Annotated in this window: 22 protein-coding genes; 6 read left to right on the top strand and 16 right to left on the bottom strand. The window is 74.4% G+C overall.

Features of this window, described 5'->3' with window-relative positions; translation table 11 throughout:
* Window positions 1-326 precede the first annotated feature (326 nt).
* Complete coding sequence (locus tag ACOACO_RS17985; RefSeq protein ID WP_420297660.1) at window positions 327-1,634, top strand: citrate synthase; 1,308 nt, start codon at window positions 327-329, stop codon at window positions 1,632-1,634.
* Between the two features lie 126 nt (window positions 1,635-1,760).
* Here the strand turns inward: ACOACO_RS17985 and ACOACO_RS17980 are convergent, their stop codons facing one another.
* The 12 genes from ACOACO_RS17980 to wrbA form a co-directional block, all read right to left on the bottom strand.
* Window positions 1,761-3,089: a M1 family metallopeptidase gene (locus ACOACO_RS17980; protein ID WP_420297659.1), complete on the bottom strand. Its 1,329-nt coding sequence runs from the start codon at window positions 3,087-3,089 to the stop codon at window positions 1,761-1,763.
* Complete coding sequence (locus ACOACO_RS17975; RefSeq protein WP_420297658.1) at window positions 3,086-7,012, bottom strand: Pls/PosA family non-ribosomal peptide synthetase; 3,927 nt, start codon at window positions 7,010-7,012, stop codon at window positions 3,086-3,088. The genes ACOACO_RS17980 and ACOACO_RS17975 overlap by 4 nt, the downstream gene beginning before the upstream one ends.
* 45 nt (window positions 7,013-7,057) lie before the next feature.
* On the bottom strand, window positions 7,058-8,752 hold the full coding sequence (locus ACOACO_RS17970; protein ID WP_420297657.1) for a long-chain-fatty-acid--CoA ligase: 1,695 nt from the start codon (window positions 8,750-8,752) through the stop codon (window positions 7,058-7,060).
* Window positions 8,753-8,819: 67 nt separating this feature from the next.
* Window positions 8,820-9,419, bottom strand: a complete 600-nt coding sequence (locus ACOACO_RS17965; RefSeq protein ID WP_420297656.1) for a hypothetical protein — start codon at window positions 9,417-9,419, stop codon at window positions 8,820-8,822.
* Window positions 9,416-11,371 (bottom strand): alpha/beta hydrolase, encoded by a 1,956-nt coding sequence (locus ACOACO_RS17960; protein ID WP_420297655.1) that lies wholly within the window; start codon window positions 11,369-11,371, stop codon window positions 9,416-9,418. The genes ACOACO_RS17965 and ACOACO_RS17960 overlap by 4 nt, the downstream gene beginning before the upstream one ends.
* Window positions 11,368-11,691 (bottom strand): hypothetical protein, encoded by a 324-nt coding sequence (locus ACOACO_RS17955; protein ID WP_420297654.1) that lies wholly within the window; start codon window positions 11,689-11,691, stop codon window positions 11,368-11,370. Before ACOACO_RS17955 ends, ACOACO_RS17960 begins: the two co-directional genes overlap by 4 nt.
* A complete protein-coding gene (locus ACOACO_RS17950; protein WP_420297653.1) occupies window positions 11,688-12,521 on the bottom strand; it encodes a hypothetical protein in 834 nt (277 codons plus the stop codon). Before ACOACO_RS17950 ends, ACOACO_RS17955 begins: the two co-directional genes overlap by 4 nt.
* The gene (locus ACOACO_RS17945) at window positions 12,518-13,090 is read right to left on the bottom strand and encodes a hypothetical protein (protein WP_420297652.1); all 573 of its coding nucleotides are present in this window, start codon (window positions 13,088-13,090) and stop codon (window positions 12,518-12,520) included. Before ACOACO_RS17945 ends, ACOACO_RS17950 begins: the two co-directional genes overlap by 4 nt.
* A gap of 108 nt (window positions 13,091-13,198) precedes the next feature.
* Window positions 13,199-13,612: a nucleoside-diphosphate kinase gene (gene ndk / locus ACOACO_RS17940; protein ID WP_420297651.1), complete on the bottom strand. Its 414-nt coding sequence runs from the start codon at window positions 13,610-13,612 to the stop codon at window positions 13,199-13,201.
* A 34-nt stretch (window positions 13,613-13,646) separates the two neighbouring features.
* Entirely contained in the window at window positions 13,647-14,075 is a 429-nt protein-coding gene (locus ACOACO_RS17935) for a DUF4233 domain-containing protein (RefSeq protein WP_420297650.1), read from the bottom strand.
* Entirely contained in the window at window positions 14,072-15,442 is a 1,371-nt protein-coding gene (locus ACOACO_RS17930; protein ID WP_420297649.1) for a bifunctional folylpolyglutamate synthase/dihydrofolate synthase, read from the bottom strand. Before ACOACO_RS17930 ends, ACOACO_RS17935 begins: the two co-directional genes overlap by 4 nt.
* 40 nt (window positions 15,443-15,482) lie before the next feature.
* A complete protein-coding gene (gene wrbA / locus ACOACO_RS17925; protein WP_420297648.1) occupies window positions 15,483-16,106 on the bottom strand; it encodes an NAD(P)H:quinone oxidoreductase in 624 nt (207 codons plus the stop codon).
* A gap of 163 nt (window positions 16,107-16,269) precedes the next feature.
* On the opposite strand from wrbA, the gene valS reads away from it, so the two are divergent.
* On the top strand, window positions 16,270-18,891 hold the full coding sequence (gene valS / locus ACOACO_RS17920; protein WP_420297647.1) for a valine--tRNA ligase: 2,622 nt from the start codon (window positions 16,270-16,272) through the stop codon (window positions 18,889-18,891).
* 116 nt (window positions 18,892-19,007) lie between these two features.
* Here valS and clpX read toward each other — a convergent pair whose 3' ends face one another.
* The 4 genes from clpX to ACOACO_RS17900 all read right to left on the bottom strand — a co-directional run bounded on the left by clpX (window position 19,008) and on the right by ACOACO_RS17900 (window position 23,163).
* Window positions 19,008-20,288, bottom strand: a complete 1,281-nt coding sequence (gene clpX / locus ACOACO_RS17915; RefSeq protein WP_420297646.1) for an ATP-dependent Clp protease ATP-binding subunit ClpX — start codon at window positions 20,286-20,288, stop codon at window positions 19,008-19,010.
* Between the two features lie 187 nt (window positions 20,289-20,475).
* Window positions 20,476-21,081, bottom strand: a complete 606-nt coding sequence (locus tag ACOACO_RS17910; protein ID WP_277500265.1) for an ATP-dependent Clp protease proteolytic subunit — start codon at window positions 21,079-21,081, stop codon at window positions 20,476-20,478.
* 17 nt (window positions 21,082-21,098) lie between these two features.
* Window positions 21,099-21,704: an ATP-dependent Clp protease proteolytic subunit gene (locus tag ACOACO_RS17905; protein ID WP_420297786.1), complete on the bottom strand. Its 606-nt coding sequence runs from the start codon at window positions 21,702-21,704 to the stop codon at window positions 21,099-21,101.
* 139 nt (window positions 21,705-21,843) lie between these two features.
* Complete coding sequence (locus ACOACO_RS17900) at window positions 21,844-23,163, bottom strand: esterase/lipase family protein (RefSeq protein WP_420297645.1); 1,320 nt, start codon at window positions 23,161-23,163, stop codon at window positions 21,844-21,846.
* Between the two features lie 140 nt (window positions 23,164-23,303).
* On the opposite strand from ACOACO_RS17900, the gene ACOACO_RS17895 reads away from it, so the two are divergent.
* The 4 genes from ACOACO_RS17895 (at window position 23,304) to ACOACO_RS17880 (ending at window position 26,884) form a co-directional block, all read left to right on the top strand.
* Entirely contained in the window at window positions 23,304-24,155 is an 852-nt protein-coding gene (locus ACOACO_RS17895) for a hypothetical protein (RefSeq protein WP_420297644.1), read from the top strand.
* Between the two features lie 63 nt (window positions 24,156-24,218).
* Window positions 24,219-24,488 carry a hypothetical protein gene (locus tag ACOACO_RS17890; RefSeq protein WP_277500262.1) on the top strand — a complete coding sequence of 90 codons (270 nt, stop codon included), beginning with the start codon at window positions 24,219-24,221 and terminating at the stop codon, window positions 24,486-24,488.
* A gap of 251 nt (window positions 24,489-24,739) precedes the next feature.
* A complete protein-coding gene (locus ACOACO_RS17885; RefSeq protein ID WP_420297643.1) occupies window positions 24,740-26,485 on the top strand; it encodes a peptidoglycan-binding domain-containing protein in 1,746 nt (581 codons plus the stop codon).
* A gap of 135 nt (window positions 26,486-26,620) precedes the next feature.
* Entirely contained in the window at window positions 26,621-26,884 is a 264-nt protein-coding gene (locus ACOACO_RS17880; RefSeq protein WP_420297642.1) for a hypothetical protein, read from the top strand.
* The last annotated feature ends 103 nt before the right edge of the window (window positions 26,885-26,987 follow it).

Raw genomic sequence — 26,987 nt, 5'->3', positions numbered from 1 at the left:
CCCCGGCAGGACGTCCCTGCCGGGTGGGTGGAACCACGTCCTCTGACGAACACGGCCCGGCTCGACCCACGCAGGTGGGCCGTCCGGATCTGCACCGGGGTCGTCGTTCCCGGACGGATCCGGGCGACCTCGACGCGGCAGGGGACGCGACCGACAAGAATACGCAGCCCCGCGGGAGGGGGTCAAAACGACCGCGACCCTCCGTCGTACCGGTCGGTAGCCGACCCACCCCGACGGGCGTGGGGAACGAGGGCTAGGTTAGGCGACGATCCCATCCGGCAGGGTGCACCCCCGGGCGCGCCCGCCCGACCCGACGAGGAGTCGACGTGACCGACGCAGGAACTGCGGGCGCCTCCCTGACCATCCGTGACAACCGCACGGGTCAGGAGTACGACGTCCCCATCGTCGACGGCACCATCCGCGCCGCCGACCTGGGCAAGATCAAGACCGACGACGAGCAGCCCGGCCTGGCGGTCTACGACCCCGGGTTCACCAACACCGCCTCGTGCCGCAGCGCGGTGACCTACATCGACGGCGACAAGGGCATCCTCGAGTACCGGGGCTACCCCATCGAGCAGCTGGCCGAGAGCTCGACGTTCCTCGAGGTCGCCTACCTGCTCATCCACGGCGAGCTGCCCACCAAGGAGCAGTACGACGCGTGGGAGCACGAGATCACGTTCCACACGTTCGTCCACGAGAACGTCAAGTCGCTGATGCAGGGCTTCCGCTACGACGCGCACCCCATGGGGATGCTGATGTCGTCGGTGGGGGCCCTCTCGACGTTCTACCCCGCCGCGCGCGACATCGCGGACCCGGCGAACCGGCACATGCAGATGGTCCGCATGATCGCCAAGATGCCGACGCTGGGCGCCTGGTCGTTCCGGCACGCGCAGGGCAAGCCGTACGTCTACCCGGACAACGACCTGTCCTACACGGCCAACTTCCTCTCGATGCTCTTCAAGATGAGCGAGGTGAAGTACGAGCCGGACGAGCGCCTGGTGAAGGCCCTCGACGTGCTGTTCATCCTCCACGCCGACCACGAGCAGAACTGCTCGACGAACGCGGTCCGCTCCGTCGGCAGCTCGCAGGTCGACCCGTACTCGGCCGTGGCCTCCGGCATCGGTGCGCTCTTCGGCCCGCTGCACGGCGGCGCCAACGAGGCGGTGCTGCGGATGCTCAAGCGCATCGGCAGCAAGGAGAACATCCCGGCGTTCATCGAGGGCGTGAAGAACGGCAACGAGCGCCTCATGGGCTTCGGCCACCGGGTCTACAAGAACTACGACCCGCGCGCCCGGATCATCAAGAAGGCCGCCGACGACGTCTTCGAGGTCACCGGGGTCAACCCGCTCCTGGAGATCGCGCTCGAGCTGGAGAAGATCGCGCTCGAGGACGAGTACTTCGTCAAGCGCAAGCTCTACCCCAACGTGGACTTCTACTCGGGCCTCATCTACGAGGCGCTGCAGTTCCCGCCGGAGATGTTCACGGTCCTCTTCGCGATCGGCCGCACCCCGGGCTGGCTCGCGCAGTGGGACGAGCTCGTGCAGGACAAGGAGCAGAAGATCGCCCGCCCGAAGCAGGTCTACACGGGCGACCGCGGTCTCACCTTCACCCCGCGCCACGAGCGCTGGGCCTGAGGCTCCGGCACCACCAGCACCCCACGGACGCCGTGCGGGGGCGGGCCACGGCCCGTCACCGCACGGCGTCCGCCGTTCCCGAGGGGGTACGGCGGAGCGCCTGCGGGCCGGCGGGGCGGGGCGGGCTCAGACCGGCGGGGCCGGCAGGGCCGGGAGCTCCGCCTCGGTGAGCCAGGCGTAGAGCAGGACGCCGACGTCGGCCCCCGTCGAGGCGGACGCGTGGGCGAGGAAGTCCTCCGTCGTGACGGAGCCGCCCCGGTGCTCGGCGACCCAGGAGCGCAGCAGCGCGAAGAACGCCTCGTCCCCCACCGCGCCGCGCAGCACGTGCAGCGCCAGGGCGCCGCGCTTGTAGACGCGGTCGTCGAACATGAGCTCCGGCCCCGGGTCGGCGAGCACGAGGTCCTGGTCCTGCTCGGCCAGCCGGGCGTGGTGGTGCTCGGCCCACCACGTGGCGCTCTCGTGGCCCGACTCCTCCGACCACAGCCACTCGCTGTAGCAGGCGAAGCCCTCGTGGAGCCAGATGTCGCGCCAGCGGGCGAGCGTCACGGCGTTGCCGAACCACTGGTGGGCCAGCTCGTGGGCGACGAGGCGCACCTGGTCCCAGTCCTCGGAGACGAAGTTCTTGCCGAACGTCGACAGGCTCTGGCTCTCGAGCGGGATCTCCAGGTCGTCCCCGGTCACCACCGCGGCGTAGGAGGCGAACGGGTAGGGCCCGAACCACCCCTCGAACGCGCGGACCATGTCGGCCTGGCGGCCGAAGCCCGCGTCGTACGCCGCGCTGCGCTCGCGGGCCGTGCCCTGGGGCACGGCGGAGACCAGCGGGACGGGGGCGTCGTGCTCGACGATGTCGTAGCGCCCGATCTGGACGGTGGCGAGGTAGGTGGCCATCGGCGCGTCCATCTCGTAGGTCCAGGACTCCCCGCTCCCCCGACGGCGCCGCTCCACCAGCAGGCCGTTGGACACGACCGTGTAGCCGGCGGCGGTGGTGACGGTGATGCGGTAGGTGGCCTTGTCGTCCGGCCGGTCGTTGCAGGGGAACCAGGTCGGGGCGCCGTGGGGCTGGCCCGCGACGATGACGCCGTCGGTGAGCTCCTCCCACCCGGCGTCGCCGTGGTGCTTCTCGACGAGGGGCTTCGGGCGGCCGCCGTACTTGACGACGAGGGTGAGCGTCGCGCCCGCCTCGACGTCGTCGCGCAGCTTCACCACGAGCCGGTCGCGCCGGGTGCTGAACTTCGCGGGCGGACGGCCGTCGACGCTGACCTTGGCGACGTCGAGGCCGGCGAGGTCGAGCACGAGCCGGTCGGTGGGCTCGAGCACCTCGACCTCGATGCGCGCCTCGCCGTCGAGCCGGTTGCCCTCGAGGCCGTAGGTCAGGTCGAGCGCGTAGGACCGCGCGCCCCAGGACCGGTCGCCGTGGCCGGGCAGGTAGTCGTCGGCGCTGGGCAGGCTGCTCACGCGCTCACCGCGGCCGGCTCGGGCACGCCGCCCGCGCTCGGGGCCGGCGGCTCGGCCCAGGGGCCGATCGGGTTGCCGATCCAGACGGTCCCGCCGGGGACGGACTCACCACGCATGACCAGTGACACGGGACCGACCGTAGCGTGGCGGCCCAGCTCGGCCGCGGGCAGGATCACGCTGTTCGGCCCCAGGGTCGCGCCCCGGTGCAGCACCACGCGGTCCATGGTCAGCACGCGGTCGTGGAAGAGGTGGGTCTGCACGACGGTGCCGGCGTTGACGGTCGCCCCGTCGTGCAGGTGGACGAGGTCCGCCTCGGGCAGCCAGTGGGTGTCGCACCACACGCCGCGACCGATGTGGGCGCCCATCGAGCGGAACCACAGGTTGAGCAGCGGCGTGCCCGTCACGGTGCGCGCGAACCACGGCACGGCGAGGGACTCCACGAACGTGTCGGCGAGCTCGTTGCGCCACACGAACGAGCTCCACAGCGGGTGGTTGCCGGGGCGCATCCGGCCGACGAGCAGCCACTTGGCGCCCGTCGCGACCACCGCCGCGACGAGACCGCCCACGGCGAGCACCGGGCCGACGAGCAGCACGGCGAGGGCCACGCCGGCGACGGGGTGGCCGGTGTCGAGCACCGCCCCGAGGGCGACGACCACGCCGACGGTGAGGGCGACCGAGACCATCACGGGCACGAGGCGGCACAGCTCGACGAGGGCCCGGAAGACGTGGAGGCGCCGCGGCGGGGCGTAGGTGCGGCTGGCGTCGCCCTCCGCCGCGGTACGGCGCAGCGGGGCCGGCGGGCTGCCCAGCCACGAGGCGCCCGAGCGGGCCGTCTTGCGGCGCGGCGCGGCGGACAGGACGGCGACGAGCGAGGCCTTGGGGACCTTGCGGCCCGGGGCGGCCATGCCGGAGTTGCCGACGAAGGCGCGCTTGCCGATCTTGACCCGCTCGGCACGCAGCCAGCCGCCGCCCAGCTCGTAGCCCCCGATGAGGGTGTCGTCGGCGAGGAACGCGTGCTCGTTGACCTGCGTCAGCGACGGGATCATCAGCACCGTCGAGGCCTCGACGCCCCGGCCGATGCGCGCGCCGAGCGCCCGCAGCCACCACGGCGTCAGCGACGAGGAGTAGAGGCCGAACAGCCACGTGCGGGCCTCGTCGAGCACCCGCATCGTCGTCCAGACCGCGAGCGCCGGCCCGCTGCGCACGGGGTGGACGCCGGTGCGCACGCCGAGCGCGCAGACGCGCACGACGACCCAGACGAGCGCGGCGAGGACGAGCAGGCCCGCCAGCACCCCCAGGGGCACGCGCCACAGCAGGTGGGCGAGCAGTCCGCCGTACCCGTCGACGTCGCCGATCCCCGGCAGCGCGACGAGCAGCCCGACGAGCACCGCGACGGCCGGCAGCGTGCCGACCACGGCGGCGCTGACGGCGTACGCCGCCACCCAGGCCCGCGAGCGCGCCGGCCGGTCCTGCCACGGGCCCCGCGCGGCCTTGCGGCGGCGCCGGGCGGGCGAACCGGCCCAGAACTCCCCCGCGGGCACCGCACCGAAGACGGCGGACCCGGCGGCGACCTCGGCGTCGGCCCCGACGCTCGCGCCGGGGCACAGGGTGGAGCGGGCGCCGACGCGGGCGCGGGGGCCGACCTCGATGCGGCCGACGTGCACCACGTCGCCGTCGATCCACCAGCCCGACAGGTCGACCTCCGGCTCGACGGAGGCACCGCGGCCCAGGCGCAGCATGCCGGTGATGCCCGGCAGCGAGTGCAGGTCGACGTCGCGGCCGACGTCGGCGCCCAGCAGCCGGGCGTACCAGGTCATCAGCGGGGCCCCGGCCAGCGCCGTCGCCCCGATCTCGTCGGCCAGCCGGTCCGCCAGCCAGATGCGCAGGTGGACCTTGCCGCCGCGCGGGTAGGTGCCCGGCTCGACGCCCCGCAGCAGCAGGCGCGCCTGCCCGGCCGACAGCAGCATCCGCCCGGGCGGCGTGAGGGCCGCGAGCCAGACGAGCACCAGCACCCACCAGGGGTACGACGGCAGCCACCGCAGGTCGGCGACCTCGGCGAGCACGGTGGAGCCGATCATGGCCCACGCCACCCACCGCAGCCCGCCGACGGCGCGGGCGAGCAGGGTGCCGAGCACCTGGCCCCGCTGGCTCTTCGCGGGGATGGGTCGCACCGCGCGGTCGGTCGTGGTCGCGGACGGGCCGGCGAGGGTGTCGAGGTGGGCGGCGAGGACGCCGACCGTCGGGCGCTCGTAGACGTCGCCGACCGTGACCTCGGGGAACCGGGTCCGCAGGCGGGAGACGATCTGCGCGGCGGTGAGGCTGCCGCCGCCGAGGTCGAAGAAGTCGTCGGTCGGGGCGGTGACCTCGGCGCCGAGCACGTCGAGCCACAGCTGGGCGATCCACGACTCGGTGTCGGAGAGGTCCGCGCCCGCCCCGGCTCCCCCGGCCGCCCCCGGCAGCGGCCAGGGCAGGGCGTCGCGGTCGACCTTGCCCGACGTGCGGGTGGGGAGGGTGTCGACGACGGCGAGCCGCGGCACGAGCGCGGCGGGCATGGCGGCGCGCAGCCGGTCGAGCGCGGACGGCAGGTCGAAGGAGGGGTCGACGGCGACGTAGCCGACGAGCAGCTGGTTGCCCGCCGCCGTCCGACGGACCGCGGCCGCCGCGCCGTGCACACCGGGCAGGGCCAGCAGCGCCGAGTCGACCTCGCCGAGCTCGATGCGCCGCCCGCCCAGCTTCACCTGGTCGTCCGCGCGCCCGGCGAAGAGCAGGCCGGCGGGGTCGTTGACCACGACGTCGCCCGAGCGGTAGGCGCGCTCCCACCCGAGGGTGGGCATGGGGGCGTACTTCTCGGCGTCCTTCTCCGGGTCGAGGTAGCGGGCCAGGCCGACGCCGCCGATGATCAGCTCGCCCTGCTCGCCCTCGGCGACGGGCTCCCCGGTCGCCGGGTCGACGACCGCGAGGTCCCACCCGTCGAGGGGCAGGCCGATGCGCACCGGCGCCTCACCGGTGAGCTCGCAGCCGCAGGCCACGACGGTCGCCTCGGTGGGTCCGTAGGTGTTCCACACCTCGCGGCCCTCGCGCACGAGGCGGGCGGCCAGCTCGGGCGGGCAGGCCTCGCCGCCCATGATGAGCAGGCGGACGCGCTCGAGCGCCTCCGCCGGCCACAGCGCGACCAGCGTCGGCACCGTCGAGACGACCGTGACGCGGTTCGCGACCAGCCACGGGCCGACGTCGACGCCGGAGCGCACGAGCGCGCGGGGCGCGGGGACGAGGCACCCGCCGTACCGCCACGCGAGCCACATCTCCTCGCAGCTGGCGTCGAACGCGACGGAGAGCCCGGCCATCACGCGGTCGCCGACGCCCAGGGGGGCGGCGGTGAGGAACATCCGGGCCTCGGCGTCGACGAACGCGGCGGCGTTGCGGTGGGTGACGGCGACACCCTTCGGCGTGCCGGTCGAGCCCGACGTGAAGATCACCCAGGCGTCGTCGTCGGGCGTCGGCTCCTCGCGCTCGCGCGGCGGGGCGTCGCGTCGCACGTCGACCACGAGGTCGTCGCCGACGACGGCCGCGACCCGGGCCTCGCCGAACACGAGGCGGGCGCGCTCCTCGGGGTCGTCCGCGTCGACCGGCACGTAGGCGGCCCCGGCCAGCAGCACGCCGAGGATCGCGACGTACAGGTCCGTGGTGCCCGACGTGACGCGGATGCCGACCTTGTCGCCGGGCCCGATGCCCAGCCCCGCGAGCTCCTCGGCGAGCCCGTCGGCCGCCTCCTCGAGCTCGGCGTAGGTCAGCACCCCCGCCCCGGCGTCGACGGCCGGCTCCTCGGCCGCCTGGGCCGCGGTGTCGCGGAAGACGTCGACCAGGGTGCGGGGCGCGGGTGCGAGGTGGGCCCGCCGCAGCGGGTCGTGGAGGAGGTCGCTCACCCGGGCATTGTCCCTGTGCCGGGTGAACGGCCGGTGCCCCCGGCCTCACACGATCGTCGAGGTCCGCCCGTCCCAGTACGGCGCCCGCAGGTCCTTCTTGAGGATCTTGCCCGTGGGGTTGCGCGGCAGGGCCGGGAGGACGTCGACGCTTCGGGGGCACTTGAAGTGCGCGAGCCGCTCGCGGCAGAAGTCGACGATCTCCTGCTCCGTCGCCTCCGTGCCCGGCCTCAGTGCGACCACGGCCTTGACCGTCTCGCCCCAGCGGTCGTCGGGCACCCCGATGACGGCGCACTCGAGCACCGCCGGGTGCTCGGCCAGCACCCGCTCGACCTCCGGGCTGTAGATGTTCTCCCCGCCCGAGATGATCATGTCCTTGATGCGGTCGTGCACGTAGAGGAAGCCGTCGGCGTCCAGGCGGCCCACGTCGCCGGAGCGGAACCAGCCGTCGGCCGTGATGACCTTCGCGGTCTCCTCCGGCCTGCCGAGGTAGCCCTTCATCACCTGCGGGCCGCGCAGCCAGATCTCGCCGTTCTCCCCGACCCCGACGTCCTCCAGGGTCGCCGGGTCGACCACCCGCACCTCCATCTCGGGCAGCGGGACACCGGCCGAGACGAGCCGCTCGGGGTGCTCGGCGTCGCGGTGGTGCTCCGGCATCAGGTGCGTGGCGACGCCCGCCACCTCGGTGAGGCCGTAGACCTGGATGAAGTCGGTGGCGGGCCACGCCTCCATCGCCGCGCGCAGGAGCGGCGGCGGCATCGGGGCCGCGCCGTACGTGTAGCCCGTGAGGGCGGAGAACAGCTTGATCGCGTCGGGCCCGGACTGCAGCACCTGGGCGAGCACCGCCGGCACGAGGAACGTCTTGTTGGCGCCGGCCATGATCGCGCCGGCCAGCGAGGCCCCGTCGGGCTCGCGCGTCATGATCGACCGGATGCCGTCGTGGATGCCGAACAGCACGTACGACGAGCCGCCCACGTGGAAGAGCGGCATCGCCACCAGCGACACGTCGTCGGGCTCGAAGGTCCAGCCGTCGTGGCCGTTGACCGTGTGGCTGACCATGTTGCGGTGCGTCAGCATGACGCCCTTCGGCCGGCCCGTGGTGCCCGAGGAGTACATGACCAGGCAGGTGTCGTCGGGCTGGACGGCGGGGTCGCGGGGCCGCGGGGTCGCCGCGGCGAGCCACGCCTCGTACTCGTCCGGCTCGCCCGACGCCAGCACCCCGTCGGGCGTGACGACCACGATCTGCTCGACCGCCGTCAGCCGGTCGCGGATGGAGGCGATGGTGGGCAGCAGCTCCTCGCCGACGACCAGGAGGCGGGCGCCCGAGTCGTTGACCGCGTAGTCGACCTCGTCGCCCGCGCTGCGCCAGTTGACGATGGCGTTGGCCGCGCCCAGCGACGCCGCCGCCAGGGACAGCTCCACGCAGGCCGGGTGGTTCTTGTCGAGGAACGAGACGACGTCGCCGCGCCCGATGCCCGCGGCCGACAGCGCGCCGGCGAGCCGCCGGACCCGCTCGTCCCACTCCGCCCACGTCCAGGTGCGCTCGCGGTAGGTCATCGCCGGGGCGTCCGGCGTGTGCTCGGCCCACCAGGCGAGCCGGTCGTCGACCAGCACCGGCGCCGGCGCGTCCGCCGGGTCGCCGAGCACGGGGATCGGGGCGGTCGAGGTGCGCGAGGTGCTCGAGGTGCTCGAGGCGGTCGAGGCGGTCGGGGTCGTGTCCCCGGGTGCGGCGGTGGTGCTCAACGGGTGTCCCTCCGGCGTGGCCGCCGCCGGCGGGCGACCGTGTCGCGATTGTGACCGCGATCACACCTCACGGCAAGGCTCGGGCGGCCTCCCGGCGCAGGGCGCGGGCCTGCTCGGCGCCGACCCGCAGGGGCGGGCTCCACCGCTCGAGCACCCACAGCTGCGTCCCGGGGGCGTACGACGCGCGGCACCGCCCCGCCGCACCGTCGGCGTGCAGCACGACCAGCGCGGAGCCCTCCGTGCGGCGTACCTGCGACCCCCGGCCCGCCAGCAGCTCCTCGAGCCGCTCGGCCGCGGACGCGGCCTCCCCGGCCGGCACCGTGCGGGCCACCCGGGCGTGCCAGCGCACCGCGTCCGCCCGGCCACCCGCGAGCAGCCGCAGCGCCGGCTCGTCCGGCAGCAGCACACCGAGGCCCGCCGCCTCCAGGAGCCGCGGGACGTCGAGCGCGGTGCGCTCGCGCTCCTCGGCCACCGCCGCGGCGTCGAGCAGGTCGGCCCCGGCCTCCGGGCGGTCGGCCTGCTGGCCCTCAGCGGGGTCGGCAGGCCCGGCGGGGCCGGCGGGGCCGGCGGCCCGGGGGCGCAGCACCACGTCCATGGTCGGGTGGCGGCGGCGCACGAGGTCCCAGAACAGGTCGCCGGTGGGGGTGCCCGGCGCCACGACCCTCACCGGAACAGCTCCGGGTCGAAGGCGTCGCCGAGCCAGCCGGTGTCGGAGTGCGGCACCCGCTCCACGTCGTCGCCGCGCCCGCCCGTGATGAGCCCCAGGTTGTCGAGCGACTCGGACCCCTCGTCGAAGTACGACGTGTGGTGGTCGAGCGGGTTGGAGCTGCCCTCGGAGCGCTCGGCGCCGAAGCGCTGCGCCCCGAACGCCTCGCTCGTGGGGTCGGTGCCGAGCTGGCCCTCGGAGTCGGGGTAGAGGCCGGGCAGGTCGTCGCGCGGGTCGTGGTCCTCCCAGAGGTCGTCGATGGGGTTGATCTTGTCGATGAACTGGTCGACCGGGCCCTGCTGCAGCGGGCCGAGCGGGTTGGTGGGGTTGGGCAGCACGTCCAGGGGGTCGACGTTCGGCAGGATGCCGAGCCCCGGCGGCCCGAGCCCGAAGGGGCCGAGCTGGAACGGCAGGCTGGCGCCCCCCTCCCCCAGCACGGCGACCGGGTCCCGGCTGTCCTTGCCGGCCCACACGTTCTCGCGGTCGGTGTTCACGTAGTCCCCCGCGTCGTGGTCGTCGCCCCCGTCGCCGGGGCTGCCGAGGAAGACGAGCTCGTCGGTGTCGATGTGGTGGTCCTCGGCGGCGATGCCGACGGTCGTCGACCCGTAGGAGTGGCCGATCGTCGTCAGGTGGGTCTCGCCCGGCCCGGTGTAGGTGGCGCGCAGGCCGTCGATGGTCGAGGCCAGGCGCTCCGCGCCCCGGGCGGCGGCACCCTCGTCCCGCACGTTCACCATGTCGGAGTCGGACGGGGCGTCGTACCCGATCCACGCCACCGTCGCGACGCTCTCGTCGGCGCCGACGGCGCCCCGGGTGGACTCGTAGAGCGCCCAGGCGTCGTCGTGGAACCCGTCGATGCTCGCGCCCGTGTTGGTGATGCCCGGCACGACGACGCCGGTGTGGTCGGCGGTCGCGAGGTCGCCGTACGCCACGGCCGCCGCGCCGTCGCCGTCGAAGGCCGTGGGGTCGTAGACGAGCAGCGACGCCGGCACGGGGTCGCCCGTGACCGGGTCGGTGCGTTCGTCGGCCAGCGCCGACTCGGCGGCCTCGGCGTTGCGGAGCATCGCGCGCTCCGTGTCGGTGAGCTGGTCGTCGTCGAGCTCGCGCAGCGCCGCGAGGTCGCGGGTCAGGCGCAGCCGGTTGGCCTCGTCGCGGACCGACGGCGGCACGCCGTCGAGGTTGCCCACCGAGCCGGGCGAGGCGGCGAGGATCGCCTGCTGCTCGGCCGTGCTGAGCCCGGCCCACCAGTCGGCGACCTCCTCGGGGTCCGACCCGGGCGGCGGCATGCTCGCGAGCGCGGCGTCCGCAGGGTCCTCGACCCCGCCGTACAGCCGGTCGACCTGCTCGAGGTCCTGCACCCGGGCGAGCTCGGCGGTGTAGGCGGCCTCCTCGGCGTGGAGGTCGCGGTGCCAGGTGTCGATCCCCAGGTCGAAGACCTGGACCCACCGGGTCAGCCGCCCCGCCTCCTCGGCGAGCGCGACCGCGGCCGCCTCCGCCGCGTCGGCGGCCTCCGGGGTGAGCTCGACGCCGCGGGTGCGGACCAGGAGGGCGTTCACCCGCTCGGAGAGGTCCCGGATCTTGGCGACGAGCTCGGCGCGCTCGGCCTCGGCCGCGGTACGGCGCACCTCCAGGTCGCGCAGCACGTCGGCGTGCTCGTCGGTGCGGCGGCCGACGTGCCGCAGGGCGAGGCTCATCGCGTCCGCCTGCCGGCCGTACGGCGGGAGGCCCGCGTGGTACGACGCCGCCGTCGTCCCCTGCCACCCGTCGACCCGGGCCTCGCCGGCGGCGAAGGAGCCGACGTCGTCCACCTGGGCCGAGGCGGCGAGCAGCTCGACCGCCTGGGCGGCGACCCCGTCGGGGTCGGCGTCGAGGGTCGGCACGGTGCGCGGCAGCGGCGGCAGGACGATGGTGGTCATCGGCGCTCCTCGAGGGCGCCCCGCAGCACCATCGCCGCGGGGTCGAAGAGGAAGGTCGTGGCCTCGTCGGACTCGAGGTAGTCCCGGATCGCGTCGCGCATGCCGTCGGCGCGCTCCTCGGCGCCGGCGGCGAGCTCCTCGACGTGCCGGGTCCAGGCGGTGCAGAAGGTCGACACGGCACCCCGGACGGCCGGGGTGAACGCGGCGGTCGCACCGCCCACCCCGTCGACCTGGCCGCCGGCGGCCCGGAGGTCGACCGCCTGCTGGTCCCAGTCGCGGGAACGGCTCGCGACCTCGAGGTAGGAGACGTCAATCGTCACGACCGGCCCCCGTCCGCGAGGGGGACGGCGCGACCGGGCTCGCCCCGCCAGGGCAGGGGCTCGGCGGGCGGCACCTCGGGCCTCGTGTCGTCCCACGGCAGCGGCTGGGGCGCGGGCGGCACCTCGGGCGACGGGTCCCAGGGCAGCGGGCCCCGGTCGCCGGGCCCGGGGTCGGACGGGCGGAGCGGGGGCCCCGGCCAGCGCGGCTCGTCGTCGTCGGTGCGGCCGGGTCGGCGCGGGCCATCACCCGGGCCACCCGGGCCACCCGGGCCACCCGGGCCACCCGGGCCGGTGGGCCCCGTCGGGCCGACGGGGCCGTCGGGCACGTCGGTGAGGACCCCGTCGAGCACCTGCGCCATCCGCCGCTCCTCGGCGTACACCTCCTCCCACCAGCCCTGCACCCCGGCGTCGAACGCCTCGACGTCGCCGCGGTACGCCTCTACGACGGGCAGCAGGGTGGGCAGCAGCAGGGGCGAGGTCGCGAGCAGGTCGGCCTGGCGGGCCAGCAGGCCCTCACGGCGGGCGACCAGCTCGTCCCGGGCGCTGCGCAGCCGCTCGAGGCGGGCGCCGTGCGTCGTTGCCTCCTCGCCCAGCCGGCGCAGGGCCGCGGCCAGCGTCGCGGCCTGAGCCGCGATCGGCCCGTTCGCGTCGTGGTACGCCTCCGAGCCGCGACCCTGCCAGTCGTCGACCCGGGCTCCCCCGCGGGCGAAGTCGGCCAGGCCGTCGGGCTCCGCGGTGGCGGCGAGGTGCTGCTCGCCGTACGTCGCGACCGACGTCGGCTCGGCGTGCAGGACGGGGACCTCGACGGGCGTCGGCAGGACGATGCTCATCGCTCCTCCTCCAGCGGCTCGGCGCTCGCCGTGGCGGGCTCCCACTCGAGGCGCTCAGCGCTCGGGGTGGCCGGCTCCCACTCGAGGCGCTCACCGCTGGCGGTGGCCGGCTCCCACTCGAGGCGCTCACCGCTGGCGGTCGCCGGCTCCCACTCGAGACGGGACGCGAAGGCCGCACGGCCCTCACCCGACGGGGCGCCACCGGAAGGGGCGCCACCGGAAGGGGCGCCACCGGAAGGGGCGCCACCGGAGGGCGGGGGTGGTGGCACCGACGGGCTGCCGCCGCCGGGGGCGTCGCCGTACCGCGAGCCCTCCCCCGCGTCGGTGCCGACGAGGTCGTCGCTGAAGGCGTCGAGGCCGTCGGCCTGGACCCGGGCGCGCGAGGCGAGCCGGACGAGCGCGGCGGCCAGCGCCTCGGCGCACGCCGCGGCCTGTCCCTGCAGCGCCGGGGTGAAGCCGCCCGCGGGCGCTCCCTGCACCGTGCCCGACGCGACCAGCTGGCGGTCGGCCTGCGCCCGCCACTCCTGCGCGAGCGGCGCCAGCCGCTCCGGTCCGTTCACCACTGCCATCGCATCCCCCTCGAGAAGAAGGAGCGCCCGCGCCCGGCGAGCACCCGCCCGTAGGGGTCCCCCCGTGTGACCGGGGTCAAACGCGCGGGGAGGTGGTGTGCGGGTGGGTCAGTCGGCGAGCGCGGGGAACCAGAGCGCGATCTCGCGCTCGGCCGACTCGGGGCTGTCGGAGCCGTGCACGAGGTTCTCGCGGTTGGACAGCGACAGGTCGCCGCGGATGGTGCCCGGCGCGGCCTTGCGGCCGTCGGTGGCGCCGTTGAGCGCGCGCACGACCTCGATGGCCTCGTCGCCCTCGAGCACCGCGGCGAGCATCGGCCCGCTCGTGACGAACGTGCGCAGCGGCGGGTAGAAGTCGCGCTCGACGTGCTCGGCGTAGTGGGCGTCCGCCTGCTCGGCGTCGATGGTGCGGAGCTCCAGGGCGACGATCGCGAGGCCCTTCGCCTCGAAGCGGGAGAGGATCTCCCCGACCAGGCCCCGGCGCACGGCGTCGGGCTTGAGGAGGACCAGGGTGCGCTGCGTCATGGCGCTCACCCTAGCGAGGGCGCGCCACGGGTGCTCAGGCGCCGTCGGCCGCGTCGTACTGCTGCCAGGCGGCCGCGCGCTCGCGGTCGATCTTGCGACCGAGCAGGTCGGCCGTCGCCCACAGGCCCGCGAACAACCCGCCGAGGAAGAGCATGGCCGGCACGAGCACCGCGAGGCCGACGGCGCCGACCTGCAGCGCCCACCCGACGGCGTAGCCCCACGGGCGCCGCAGCAGGCCGCTCACGAGGAGGCACGCCAGCGCGAGGCCGCCGCCGAGCGCGGCCGCGACGCCGGGGTCGACGTCGGTGAAGCGGATGATCACCGGCACGGTCAGCGCGAGGGCGATGGCCTCGAGGAACAGGACGGCCGCGCACATGCCGCGACGCGGCGACTTGCCGCGCTCCGGGTCGTCGGGGGCCCCGGCGGGCACGAGGCGGGGGCCCTCCTCCGGCGTCGCGCTCACCTGGGGCCGCCGAGCAGCACCCGCGCCTCGCCGACCGTCACGACCGAGCCGGTGACGAGCACCGCGCCGGACCCGATGGACGCCCCGCCCTCGCCCGCCTCGGCGAGCGCGGCGGCCTGGTCGATGGCGTCGGCCAGGGTGTCGGCCACGGTCACGCGGTCCTCGCCGAACACGGCCCGCGCCTCCGTGGCCAGCGCCTCGGGGTCGAGCGAGCGGGGGGTCGAGTTGCGGGTGCACACCACGTGCGCCAGGTGCGGCTCGAAGGCGGCGAGCAGCCCCTCCAGGTCCTTGTCGGCCATGACGGCGAGCACGCCGACGAGCGGGGAGAACGTGAACGAGTCCTCCAGCGCCGCGGCCGTGGCCTCGGCACCCGCGGGGTTGTGGGCCGCGTCGAGCACGATGGTGGGGCTGCGGCGGATGATCTCCAGCCGGCCGGGCGAGCTGACGTCGGCGAACGCCGCGCGGACCACCTCGTCGTCGAGCGGGCGGTCGCCCACGAGCGCCTCGACCGCCGCCAGCGCGACGGCCGCGTTCTGGGCCTGGTGCGCGCCGTACAGGGGCAGGAACAGCTCGGAGTACGTCGCGTTCGCCCCCCGCAGCGTGACGACCTGGCCGCCGACGGCGGGGGCCCGGTCGACGACACCGAAGTCCACGCCCTCCGCGACGACGCGGGCGCCCACCTCGAGCGCGCGGGCCAGGAGCACCTCGGCGACGTCCTGCTCCTGGGCGGCGAGCACGACGACGGAGCCGGGCTTGATGATGCCGGCCTTCTCCTCGGCGATGGCGGTGGTCGTGCCCCCCAGGTACGCCGCGTGGTCGAGCGACACGGGGAGCACGACGGCGACGTCGCCGTCGGCGACGTTCGTGGCGTCCCAGGAACCGCCCATGCCGACCTCGACGACCGCGACGTCGACGGGCGCGTCGGCGAACGCGGCGAAGGCCATCCCCACGACCGTCTCGAAGAAGGAGAGCGGGTGGGGCTGGTCGGCGTCGACGAGGTGGGTGAAGGCCGCGACGTCGTTGAAGGCCCGCACGAACGCCTCGTCGTCGAGCTGCGCGCCGTCGATGCTGATGCGCTCGGTCATCCGCTCGACGTGGGGGCTGGTGAAGCGCCCGGTGCGCAGGTCGAGCGCACGCAGCAGGGAGTCGACCATCCGGGAGGTGGTGGTCTTGCCGTTGGTGCCCGTCAGGTGCACCACGCGGTAGGCGTGCTGGGGGTCGCCCAGCAGCTCGGTGAAGGCGCGGATGCGGTCGAGCGAGGGCTCCAGCCGCGTCTCGGGCCAGCGGGAGAGCAGCGCGTCCTCCACCTCGGCGTAGGTCCTCGCGGGGCGGGCGGCCGGGGAGTCCCCGGGAACAGAGTCAGTCATCGCGCGGACGAGTCTAGGCGCGACCCGCCCGCGCGCCGACTCACGCGTCGTCGCGGCTCGCGCCGTTGCCGCCGGCCTCGAGCCGGCGGGAGATGGCGGCCGCGCGGTTGACCAGGTGGTCGAGGGCGGCGAGGTCGTCGTCGTCGAGCTCGGTCGACGCGCCGGTCACCTTGCCCACGCCGTACGGGTTGCCGTCGGTGAACTTCAGCGGGTCCGTGTAGCCGGGCGCCACCACGATGCCGCCGAAGTGGTAGAAGCTCGTGTAGAGGCTGAGCAGCGTGGACTCCTGGCCGCCGTGCCTGGTCTGGCTGGCGGTGAAGCCGGCGTACACCTTGTCGGCGAGCTTGCCCTGGGCCCACAGCGGGCCGAGGGTGTCGATGTAGGCCTGGAGCTGGCTGGTGACGTGCCCGTAGCGGGTCGGCGAGCCGAACAGGGCCACGTCCGCCCAGTCGAGGTCGTCGGGGGTCGCCACCGGCTCGTCGGCGACGTCGCGACGGTGCTGGACCCACGCCTCCTGGCTCTGGATGGCCTCCTCGGGCGCGAGCTCCGCGACGTGGCGCAGGCGGACCTCGTGACCGGCCGCCTCGGCCGTCGCAGCCACGCGGCGCGCCATCGCGTCGACCGTGCCCGTCGAGGAGTAGTAGATGATCGCGATCTTCGTCATTCCACGTGCCTTCCGTCGTGTCGTCTTCTGGCTCCACCGACGGTAGCCAGCGGCCACGAACCGCACGGGCGGGCGACGCGCCGCACCCGTCCGCACGACACGCCACGCGACCAGCACGGATGCGGCGTCGTCCGGCGCGCCGCCCTTCCGTAGCATTCCGCCCATGACCGAGACCCAGAACGCCGAGCAGTCCCCGACGACGCCGGAGCCCCCGGCCGTCGTCGTACCGGACAAGCCGGCACTCGAGGGCCTCGAGGCCAAGTGGTCGCAGGTGTGGAAGGAGCAGGACACCTACGCCTTCGACCGCACGCGCCCGCGCGAGGACGTGTACTCCATCGACACGCCCCCGCCGACCGTCTCGGGGTCGCTGCACGTCGGGCACGTCTTCTCCTACACCCACACCGACGTCGTGGCCCGCTACCAGCGGATGCAGGGCAAGACCGTCTTCTACCCGATGGGCTGGGACGACAACGGCCTGCCCACCGAGCGCCGCGTGCAGAACTACTACGGCGTGCGCTGCGACCCCTCGCTGCCCTACGACCCCGACTTCACGCCGCCGGAGAAGCCGGACCCGAAGAAGCAGGTGCCGGTCAGCCGCCCGAACTTCGTCGAGCTCTGCTCGACGCTGGTCGAGGAGGACGAGAAGGTCTTCGAGTCGCTGTGGCGCACCCTCGGCCTCTCGGTCGACTGGTCGCAGCAGTACACGACGATCGGCCGGCCGGCGCAGACCGTCAGCCAGCGCGCGTTCCTGCGGAACCTGGCCCGCGGCGAGGCCTACCTGCAGGAGGCGCCCACGCTGTGGGACGTCACCTTCCAGACCGCGGTCGCGCAGGCCGAGCTGGAGGCGCGGGAGTACCCCGGCGCCTACCACCGCGTCGCCTACCGGCTGCCGTCCGGCGAGCCCCTCCACGTCGAGACCACCCGCCCCGAGCTGGTCGTCAGCGCGGTCGCCCTCATCGCGCACCCCGACGACGAGCGCTACCGCCACCTGTTCGGCACCACCGTCACCTCGCCGGTCTTCGGCGTCGAGATCCCCGTGCTCGCGCACCCCGCCGCCGAGCCCGACAAGGGCGCCGGCATCGCGATGTGCTGCACCTTCGGCGACCTCACCGACGTGCAGTGGTGGCGCGAGCTGCAGCTGCCCGTGCGCACCGTCATCGGACGCGACGGCCGCTTCCTGCGCGAGACCCCCGAGTGGCTGACCACGGACGCCGCCCGCGCCGCGTACGACGACCTGGCCGGCAAGACCGTGCACTCCGCCCGCGAGGCGACCGTCGCGAAGCTGCGCGAGAGCGGCGAGCTCGACGGCGAGCCCAAGGCGACCCAGCGCATGGCGAACTTCTACGAGAAGGGCGACAAGCCGCTCGAGATCGTGGCCACCCGCCAGTGGTACATCCGCAACGGCGGCCGCGACGCGGGCCTGCGCCGCGACCTGCTGGCGCGCGCGGAGGAGATCACGTGGGTGCCGACCCACATGAAGCACCGCTACGACAACTGGGTCGGCGGCCTCAACGGCGACTGGCTCGTCTCGCGCCAGCGCTTCTTCGGCATCCCGTTCCCCGTCTGGTACGCCCTCGACGCCGACGGCGAGCCCGACTACGAGCACCCCATCGTGGCCAGCGAGGCCGAGCTGCCGGTCGACCCCTCGACCGACGCCCCCCGTGGGTACGACGAGGCGCAGCGCGGCGTGCCCGGCGGCTTCGTCGGCGACCCGGACGTCATGGACACCTGGGCGACGTCGTCCCTCACCCCGCAGATCGCCGGCGGCTGGGAGTCCGACCCCGACCTGTTCTCCCGCGTCTTCCCGATGGACCTGTGCACGCAGGGCCACGACATCATCCGCACCTGGCTGTTCTCGCGCGTCGTGCGCGCCCACTACGAGTCGGGCGTCGCGCCGTGGTCGCACGCGCTGCTGTCGGGCTGGGTGCTCGACCCCGACCGCAAGAAGATGTCGAAGTCGAAGGGCAACGTCGTCGTCCCGACCGAGATCCTCGAGAAGTACGGCGCGGACGCCGTGCGCTGGCGGGCCGCCATGGCCCGCCCGGGCCTCGACTCGCCCTTCGACGAGACGCAGATGAAGGTCGGTCGTCGGCTGGCGATGAAGGTGCTCAACGCGTCGAAGTTCGTGCTCGGCAGCGTCGGCGCCACCGAGCTCAGCCGCTTCGAGGTCTCCGAGCCGATCGACTGCGCCATGCTCGGCCTGCTGCGCGAGACCCTCGCCCGGGCGACCGACGCCTTCGCCGCGTACGACTACGCCACGGCCCTCGAGACCGTCGAGCGGACCTTCTGGGAGTTCTGCGACGACTACCTCGAGCTCGTCAAGGAGCGGGCGTACGGCGAGGGCACCGGCGCCGCGTCGGCCCGCGCCACGCTCGCCATCGCCCTGCACGTGCAGCTGCGCCTGCTCGCGCCGTTCCTGCCCTACGTGACCGAGGAGGTCTGGTCGTGGTGGCAGGAGGGCTCGGTGCACCACGCCGCGTGGCCCGTCGAGGCCGACCTGGGCTCCGCCGCCGCCGCCTCCCCCGCGACGCTGCGCGCCGTCGCCAGGGCCCTCGCGGGCGTGCGGGGCGCCAAGTCGCAGGCGAAGGTCAAGATGCGGGCGGCCGTGGCGCGTGCCGAGGTCACGGGCCCCGAGGCCGAGGTCCGCGCCGCCGAGGCCGCCGCCCCCGACCTGCGGGCCGCCGGGGCGATCACCGGGGACCTGGTCTTCACCCCGAGCGAGTCCGGCGACCTCGCCGTCGCGGCCGAGCTCGCGCCGGTCGAGGACGAGCAGCCCCAGGGATGATGTCGGGCTGACGCCCGGCGCACCGCGCACGACGAAGCCCCGGTCCTCCTCGCGGAGGGCCGGGGCTTCGTGGTGTACCGGGGGGGGCGGACCGGTGGGCGCGGCGCGCCCTCGGCTCAGGCGGACTTCTTCTTCTTGGCCTCGGCCTCGCGCAGCACCAGGGTGGGCGGCACGTCGTGGAGCACCGACTCCTCCGTGACGACGACCGTGGCGACGTCGCCGCGCGACGGCACGTCGTACATGGCGTGGAGGAGGGTCTCCTCGATGATGGCGCGCAGCCCACGGGCGCCGGTGCCGCGCTCCAGCGCCTTGTCGGCGATGGCCTGCACGGCCTCGTCGGTGAACTCCAGCTCGACGCCGTCGAGCTCGAAGAGCTTCTGGTACTGCTTCACCAGCGCGTTCTTCGGCTCGGTGAGGATCTGCACCAGGGCGTCGTTGTCGAGCTTCTTCACGCTCGCGATGAGCGGGAGACGACCGATGAACTCGGGGATGAGCCCGAACTTCGTCAGGTCCTCCGGACGCACCTGCGCGAGCAGGTCGTCGGCCTCGCGCTCGGACTCGCCGCGCACCTCGGCGGTGAAGCCCAGCGACTTCTTGCCGACCCGCTGCTCGATGATGTGCTCGAGGCCGGCGAAGGCGCCGCCGACGACGAACAGGATGTTCGTCGTGTCGATCTGGATGAACTCCTGGTGCGGGTGCTTGCGCCCGCCCTGCGGGGGCACCGACGCGGTCGTGCCCTCGAGGATCTTCAGCAGCGCCTGCTGCACGCCCTCGCCGGAGACGTCGCGCGTGATCGAGGGGTTCTCCGCCTTGCGGGCCACCTTGTCGATCTCGTCGATGTAGATGATCCCGGTCTCGGCCTTCTTGACGTCGTAGTCCGCCGCCTGGATCAGCTTGAGCAGGATGTTCTCGACGTCCTCGCCCACGTAGCCGGCCTCGGTGAGCGCGGTGGCGTCGGCGATCGCGAACGGCACGTTGAGCATGCGGGCGAGCGTCTGCGCGAGGTAGGTCTTGCCGCAGCCGGTCGGGCCCACGACGAGGATGTTGGACTTCGCGACCTCGACCTGCTCGTCCTTGCTGTGCCGCCCGGAGGCCGAGCCGGTGGACTGCACCCGCTTGTAGTGGTTGTAGACCGCCACCGCGAGCGACTTCTTCGCCTGCTCCTGCCCGATCACGTACGAGTTCAGGAACTCGAAGATCTCACGGGGCTTCGGCAGCTCGTCGAGACCGACCTCGGCACCCTCGCCGAGCTCCTCCTCGATGATCTCGTTGCACAGCTCGATGCACTCCGTGCAGATGTACACGCCGGGACCGGCGATCAGCTTCTGCACCTGCTTCTGGCTCTTGCCGCAGAAGGAGCACTTCAGCAGGTCTCCTCCGTCACCGATGCGTGCCACGGGTGATCATCCTCCGGTCGTGCCCGGGGCGGTGTGCCCCGGACGGGTGGTGCGTCGTTCGGTCGCGGCGTCCGGGCCGCGGGGCCGATCGGCTGGTCGCCGAGGGCCGTCTGCGACGGTACCCCGCGCCGGACCGCTGCGCGGTCCGACACGGGGGCCCGTCCCCGCCGTTGTCGGCGGGGAGCCCTCAGACGAGGAGCGCCGCCTTGCGCGAGTCGAGCACGGCGTCGATGAGGCCGTACTCCACCGCCGCCTCCGCGGTCAGGATCTTGTCGCGCTCGATGTCGCGGCTGACCTGCTCGCGGTCCTTGCCCGAGTGCTCCGAGATCATGGTCTCGAGCAGCTCCCGCATGCGCAGGATCTCGTTGGCCTGGATCTCGATGTCGGAGGTCTGCCCGAAGGTGCCCTCCGTGTAGGGCTGGTGGATCAGGATGCGGCTGTTGGGCAGCGCCAGGCGCTTGCCCGGGGCACCGGCCGCGAGCAGGATCGCCGCCGCCGAGGCCGCCTGGCCCAGGCACACGGTCTGCACGTCCGGCTTGATGAAGCGCATCGTGTCGTAGATCGCCGTCAGCGCGGTGAACGAGCCACCGGGGCTGTTGATGTAGATCTGGATGTCCTGGTCGGGGTTCATCGACTCCAGGCAGAGCAGCTGCGCCATGACGGCGTTAGCGACGTCGTCGGAGATCGGCGTGCCGAGGAAGATGATGCGGTCCTCGAAGAGCTTGCCGTAGGGGTCGATGCGGCGGAACCCGTAGGAGGTCCGCTCCTCCCACTGGGGGATGTAGTAGTTCATCAGTCCAAGCCCTTCGCTCAGTCGTTCTTCCGGGCCGGACGGCCCTCGTCGGCGGCCTCGCGGGCGCTCGTGATGACGTGGTCGACCAGGCCGTAGTCCTTCGCCTCGGCCGCGGTGAACCAGCGGTCACGGTCGGCGTCGGTGGTCACCTGCTCGACGCTCTGGCCCGTGTGCTCGGCGATGAGCTCGAGCAGCACCTTCTTGATGTGCAGCGACTGCTGCGCCTGGATCTTGATGTCGGAGGCCGAGCCGCCCATGCCGGACGACGGCTGGTGCATCATGATCCGCGCGTGCGGGAGCGCGTAGCGCTTGCCCTCGGCGCCGGCGCACAGGAGGAACTGACCCATCGACGCCGCCAGGCCCATGCCCACGGTCGCGACGTCGTTCGGGATGTAGTTCATGGTGTCGTAGATCGCCATGCCGGCGTCGACCGAGCCACCCGGCGAGTTGATGTGGAGGAAGATGTCCGCCTCCGGGTCCTCCGCCGAGAGGAGCAGCAGCTGGGCGCAGATCGCGTTGGCGTTCTGGTCGCGCACCTCGGAACCGAGGAACACGATCCGCTCGCGCAGCAGCCGGGAGTAGATGTGGTCGTCGAGCGGGTTGAACCCCGCGGCACCGTTCATCTGTGGGTTCTGGTTCACGCTCGCGACACTAGCCCGGAGCGCTGACAGTTCCACGGGTTTCGGGGCCCTGTTCGCCGACAGCGGATTCGGGCGCCGGCCGGGCGCGACGAGCCGCCCCCGGTCCCCGCCGACCGGCCGCTCACGCGAGCCACCGGGCCAGGGCGCGGGCCACGTCGGGGTGGTTGACGAGCGCGAAGTGGTCGACGCCCCCCACGTGCAGCGTCTCGACGTCGGCGTCCGCGAACACGTCGTCGGCCCCCCTGCGCCGGCCGTAGGCCGAGTGCTCCCGCACGAGCAGGTCGCCCACGAGGCGCCCCAGCGGGTGCCGGGGCGAGCGGGTCAGCGTCGCCGACACCAGCCGGTAGCGCGCGTGCGGCAGCAGCGGGACGTCGTGGCCGAGGCCCTCGACCAGGTCGCGGATGCCCACCGACCGCTCGTCGAGGACCCGCCCGAACGCCCCGGTCTCCGCCAGCCCGCCGAGCAGGGAGCTGCCGTCGCCGACGAGGCCGGCGAGCGGCGCGCCCCGGTGCGGGGTGCCGAGGGTGACCACGTCGGTGACCCGCTCGGTCCAGTCCCGCGAGCCCGGGGCGTCCCCGGCCCCCGCGGCCCCCGCGGCCCCCTCGGCCCCCGCGGTCCGCACCGCCGACGCGGCGCGCACGACCAGGCCGCCCATCGAGTGCCCGACGAGCGCCACGCGCTCGACCGGCACCGGCCATCCCTCGACCAGTCGCGCGAGCAGCGCCGACAGGGCGACGCCGTTGACGCGCAGCCCGAGCCCCGTGTTCATCCGCAGCAGCACCGGGGTCCAGCCGGCGGCCGCGAGCTCCTCGGGGTACGTCGTGCCCCGCGCCTCGCGGCCCAGCGTCCAGATCGCCTCACTCTCCCCCAGCCCGTGCAGCAGCACCGCGACCCGGGGCTCCGCGTCCGGGTACGCCGCCGCGAGGGCCGGGCGCGTCGGCTCGACGTCGCGCCCGTCCACGCGCACCGCGAGCGGGATCGCCATCCGCCGGTCCTCGGCGGCCAGGCGGTCGCCGATGAGCCCGTTGACGGCGGCACGTAGGTGGCGCCCGGCCGGGTGCGCCTCGATCGCGGGACCCCGACCGCCGGCGGCGAGCGCCGTCGTACCCCGGGCGGCGGCGCGCAGGCCCGCGCCGATCCCGCCGTACACGCCCCCGGCGATGCCGTCGTGCAGGAGGCGGGGGCCGTCCGCGGCGCCGAGGGTGAGGCGGGCGGCCAGGCCCTGGGCGCGGTCGGCGACCGCGCGGTGGGTGTCCCGGGCGCCGCGCACGACCAGCTCGTCGGCGACCTCGAGGAGCAGGGCGAGGGCGTCGAGGACCGTCGGCTCGCGCGAGGCCGCCGCCGCCCGCTGGGCGGCCAGGGGGGACCGGCCGAGCCGCGGACCGGCGGGCAACCGCTCCGCACCGGTCACGGAGGCGGGGTCGGGCGACGGGACGGTCATGTCCCCAGGGTCCGTCGGGCACCGGTCGCGGTCAAGAGATCCAGTGCACACCCGTTCACCGAGAGGGGTCCCGCAGCCGCCACCAGGACGTCATTCCGCGCTCGGCCTGCGTTCGGACGCGCTGTGGTTGGATCGCACCCATGCTGCGCGTGACCCTGCGAGGGGCGGGACTCCCCACCGTCACGCTCGGGTCCGGCGAGACCCTCTTCTTCGGACGCTCCCCCGACCGCGCCGTGCCCGACGACAGCCCCGAGAACGCGCTGCGCGTCACCGCCATCGCGCTCCCCCGCTGCGCGCCCCACGTCTCCCGGGTCCTCGGCGAGCTCATCGTGGGCGAGGAGATCGCCCGCCTGCGCTGGCACGGCTCGGGCGAGACCCAGGTCTCCAGCCTGTTCGACGCCCCCGGGGGCGCCCGCCGGGTGACGCTCGCCGAGGGCATGTCGCTGCTGCTCGACGAGGGCGAGAACCAGCTCGTCGTCATGCGTGGCCGCCACGGCCCGGGCGGGGAGAGCACCTACGACGACCTGGCGGTCAGCATCGAGGTCACCCCGAGCGGCACCGGGCCCGTCGTGCCCCGGCCCCGGCCCGACGAGGACGACGTCGACGGCGGCGCCACCGCACCGGCTCCGATGCTGCCGCGCCTCGGCCGGGAGTGGTACGTCGCGCTCGCCCTCGCCGAGCCGTGGTTGACCGGCACCGACGACTACCCCCGGCCGCCGTCCAACCGCGAGATCTACGAGCGGGTGCTGCACTGGCACGGCTACGCCTGGAACCTCGAGCGGGCGCAGCGGGTCGACGACGCCATCCGCTCGATCTCGGCGCTGGCGTTCGGCCCCCGCGACGACCCCTTCCGCGCCGGCAGCGGCCGGGCCCAGAACGTGCGGTTCGCCATCGGTCGGCGCACGGCGGAGGTCCGTCTCGTCACCGCGGACGACCTCGCCGAGGTCGAGCGGGCCGCCGCGCGGCGGAACGTTCCACCCGCGCAGCCCTAGGCCGGCCCCGCCCGCGGTCCCTAGCCTCGGTGGCCACGACGCGCACCGCCCCGAGGAGGACACGTGAGCAGCAGCATGCAGGGCATGGACACCGAGTACGCCCGCCAGGTCGGCCAGAACATGGGCGAGCACGCCGGCCAGGTCGCCGGCGTCGTCTCCAGCATCACCGCCATGATCAGCGGCCTGAAGTGGCAGGGCCCCGACCGCCAGGGCTTCGAGTCCGACTGGACGGGCTCCTTCGCCCCCAGCGCGAACGCCGCGTCCGAGTCGCTGTCGGACCAGGGCCGCGTGCTCTGCGTGCACGCCGACCGCCAGGACGAGGCCAGCCGCTGACACCCGCCTGACGACCACCTCCACCGCCGAGCCGGCGGCCCCGCACGGGGCCGTCGGCTCGCTGCGTCCCGGGGCTGCCGGCGGGTCGCCGTCACCCCGGGCGGGCGGCCTCGACGGGGCGGAACCTTCCACCCGCCCGACCCTCGACCGGGGTGGACGGGCCGCCCTAGCGTCCTCGGCGCGACGACCCGACGGACGCCGCGGCCCACCACACGAGCAGCACCCGGCACCAGACAGCAGGAGGAGGGGACATGGCCCTGATCGGAGCGGACACCGACGAGCTCCGCGAGGCCGCGCAGATGTGCCAGGACGGCAAGGAGGTCACCGACCAGGTGATCACGTTCGTGAAGGCGCTCATCGCGCTGCTGCGGGCGGCCTCCTTCTTCACCGGCGGTGCCAGCGCGGCCTACGCGACCTTCCTCGAGACCCAGGTCCTCCCCTGGCTGCAGAAGATCTCCACCGCCCTCGGCATGTTCGCCCGGGTGCTCGGCGCGAACGCCGAGGCGCAGGACCAGATCAGCGCCGGCGAGACGGTCGACCTCTCGAAGCTCCCCACCTACACCAGCCCGCTGCAGACCGAGCAGTCGCGGGCCCCGATGACGGGCTGGCAGGGCGGCTCCATCGCCCCCACGCAGCCGCTGCTGCCCGGCACCCCCGGCACCACCACGACGACGACCTCGACGACCACGACGGGCGCCGACGGGGTGACGATCCCGGGCACCACGACGACCACGACCACGCCGATCGGGGCCAGCCCGGCCAGCACCTCGCCCACGTTCGGCGTGCCCTCCCTGGGCGCCGGCTCCGGGCTGGGCTCCGGGGTGGGCTCCGGGGTGGGCACCCCGGCCCCCGTCAGCGCCAAGCCGGAGATCGGCGGACTCCTGCCGGGGTCGACGTCGGGCTCCGGCGCCGGCTCGGGCTCGACCCCGGGCCTCGGCTCCGGTGGCGCCCTGGGCTCCGGCGGCGGCCTCGGCCAGGCCAGCGGCATCGGCGCCACGCCCACGGGCGGCGGCACGGGCGGCGGCACGGGCGGCGGGGCCCCGGCGCTCGGCGGCGGCAGCATCGACGGCGCCTCGGTGCCGGCCGGCGCCCCCGCCCCCTCCGACGTCACCCCGGCGAGCAGCACCACCCCCGGCGCCGACTCCCTCACCTCCGCGGCCCCCGCCCCCACGGGCGACTCGGTCACGAGCTCGGGCGACCGTCCGTCGTACGGCGCGGCTGCCGGTCTCGCCGGCGGTGCGGCCGCCCTCGGGCTGGGCGGCGCGGCCCTCGCGAGCCGCGGCTCCGGCGGCGACGCGGCCATCGAGAAGCTGGTCGGCGAGAACGGGCGCGGCAGCCGCGGCGAAGGCGTCCGCGAGCTGCAGCAGCGCCTCACGGCGGCCGGTTACGACACCCGCGGCGTCGACGGCCAGTGGGGCGGCAACACGCAGGCCGCCTACGAGGCCTGGCGCGCCGACCACCCGCTGGAGGTCGCGCAGGGCACGGGCTTCACCTCGCCCAGTGGCTACGACTACAACCAGATCCAGGGCGTGCAGGGCAACCGCAACGTCACGCCCGAGTTCCTCCGCGAGGTGGAGGCCGTGGCCGGCCGCGTCGGCGCGGCCCCCGAGCACCTGCTCGCCACGATGAGCTTCGAGACCGGCGGCCGGTTCAGCACCGACGTCGTCAACCCGCGCAGCGGCGCCACCGGGCTCATCCAGTTCATGCCCGACACCGCGGCCGGGCTGGGCACCTCCACCGAGGCCCTCTCCCGGATGACGCCGACCGAGCAGCTCGCGTACGTCGAGCGCTACTTCGAGCCGCACCGGGGACGGCTCGACACGCTGGAGAACGTCTACACCAGCGTGCTCGGCGGGCGCCCGATGGAGCCCGGCCAGACGATGTTCACCGAGGGCACGCAGGCCTACCACCAGAACCGGGAGCTGGACGTCGACCGTGACGGCCGCATCACCGCGGCCGAGGCCACCTCGCACGTCCGCTCGCGCATGGGCGGCTGACCCGCGCACCGGGCCCGCTCCCCCACCGACCGCACGACCCGCACGGCCCGCTCCACCGCAGGACCCCACCGCAGGACCCCACCGCAGCACCCACCGCACCCGAGCAGGAACACACGAAAGAGAAGGAGAACCGCCATGGCCATGAAGGGTATGGACATCGAGGGTGGACGTCAGTCCGCGCAGCAGATCACGCAGGGCGCCGGCGAGCTCGAGCAGCTGACCGGCCGTCTCACCCAGTCGCTCGAGAGCTTCGAGTGGGTCGGCCCCGACGCCGAGCGCACCCGCACGTCGTGGAACTCGGAGTACCGCGCGATGCTCACCCAGGTCGTCGCGCAGCTCAACGACTTCGCCACGCTCATCAACAACCAGGCGCAGGAGCAGGAGCAGGTCTCGGCCTGACCGACCTCCCCCGGGTCGCCCGGGACCGCGGGGCCGCCGGCACGTGCCGGCGGCCCCGCGGCGTACCCCCATCCGGCACCCACCCGGCACCCACCCGGCACCC

Origin of the sequence: Nocardioides sp. CPCC 205120, from assembly GCF_048654585.1 — a bacterium.
Taxonomy (GTDB): Bacteria; Actinomycetota; Actinomycetes; order Propionibacteriales; family Nocardioidaceae; genus Nocardioides.
The sequence above is the reverse complement of the archived record's forward strand: the minus strand, read 5'-3'. Positions and strand labels throughout refer to the sequence as shown.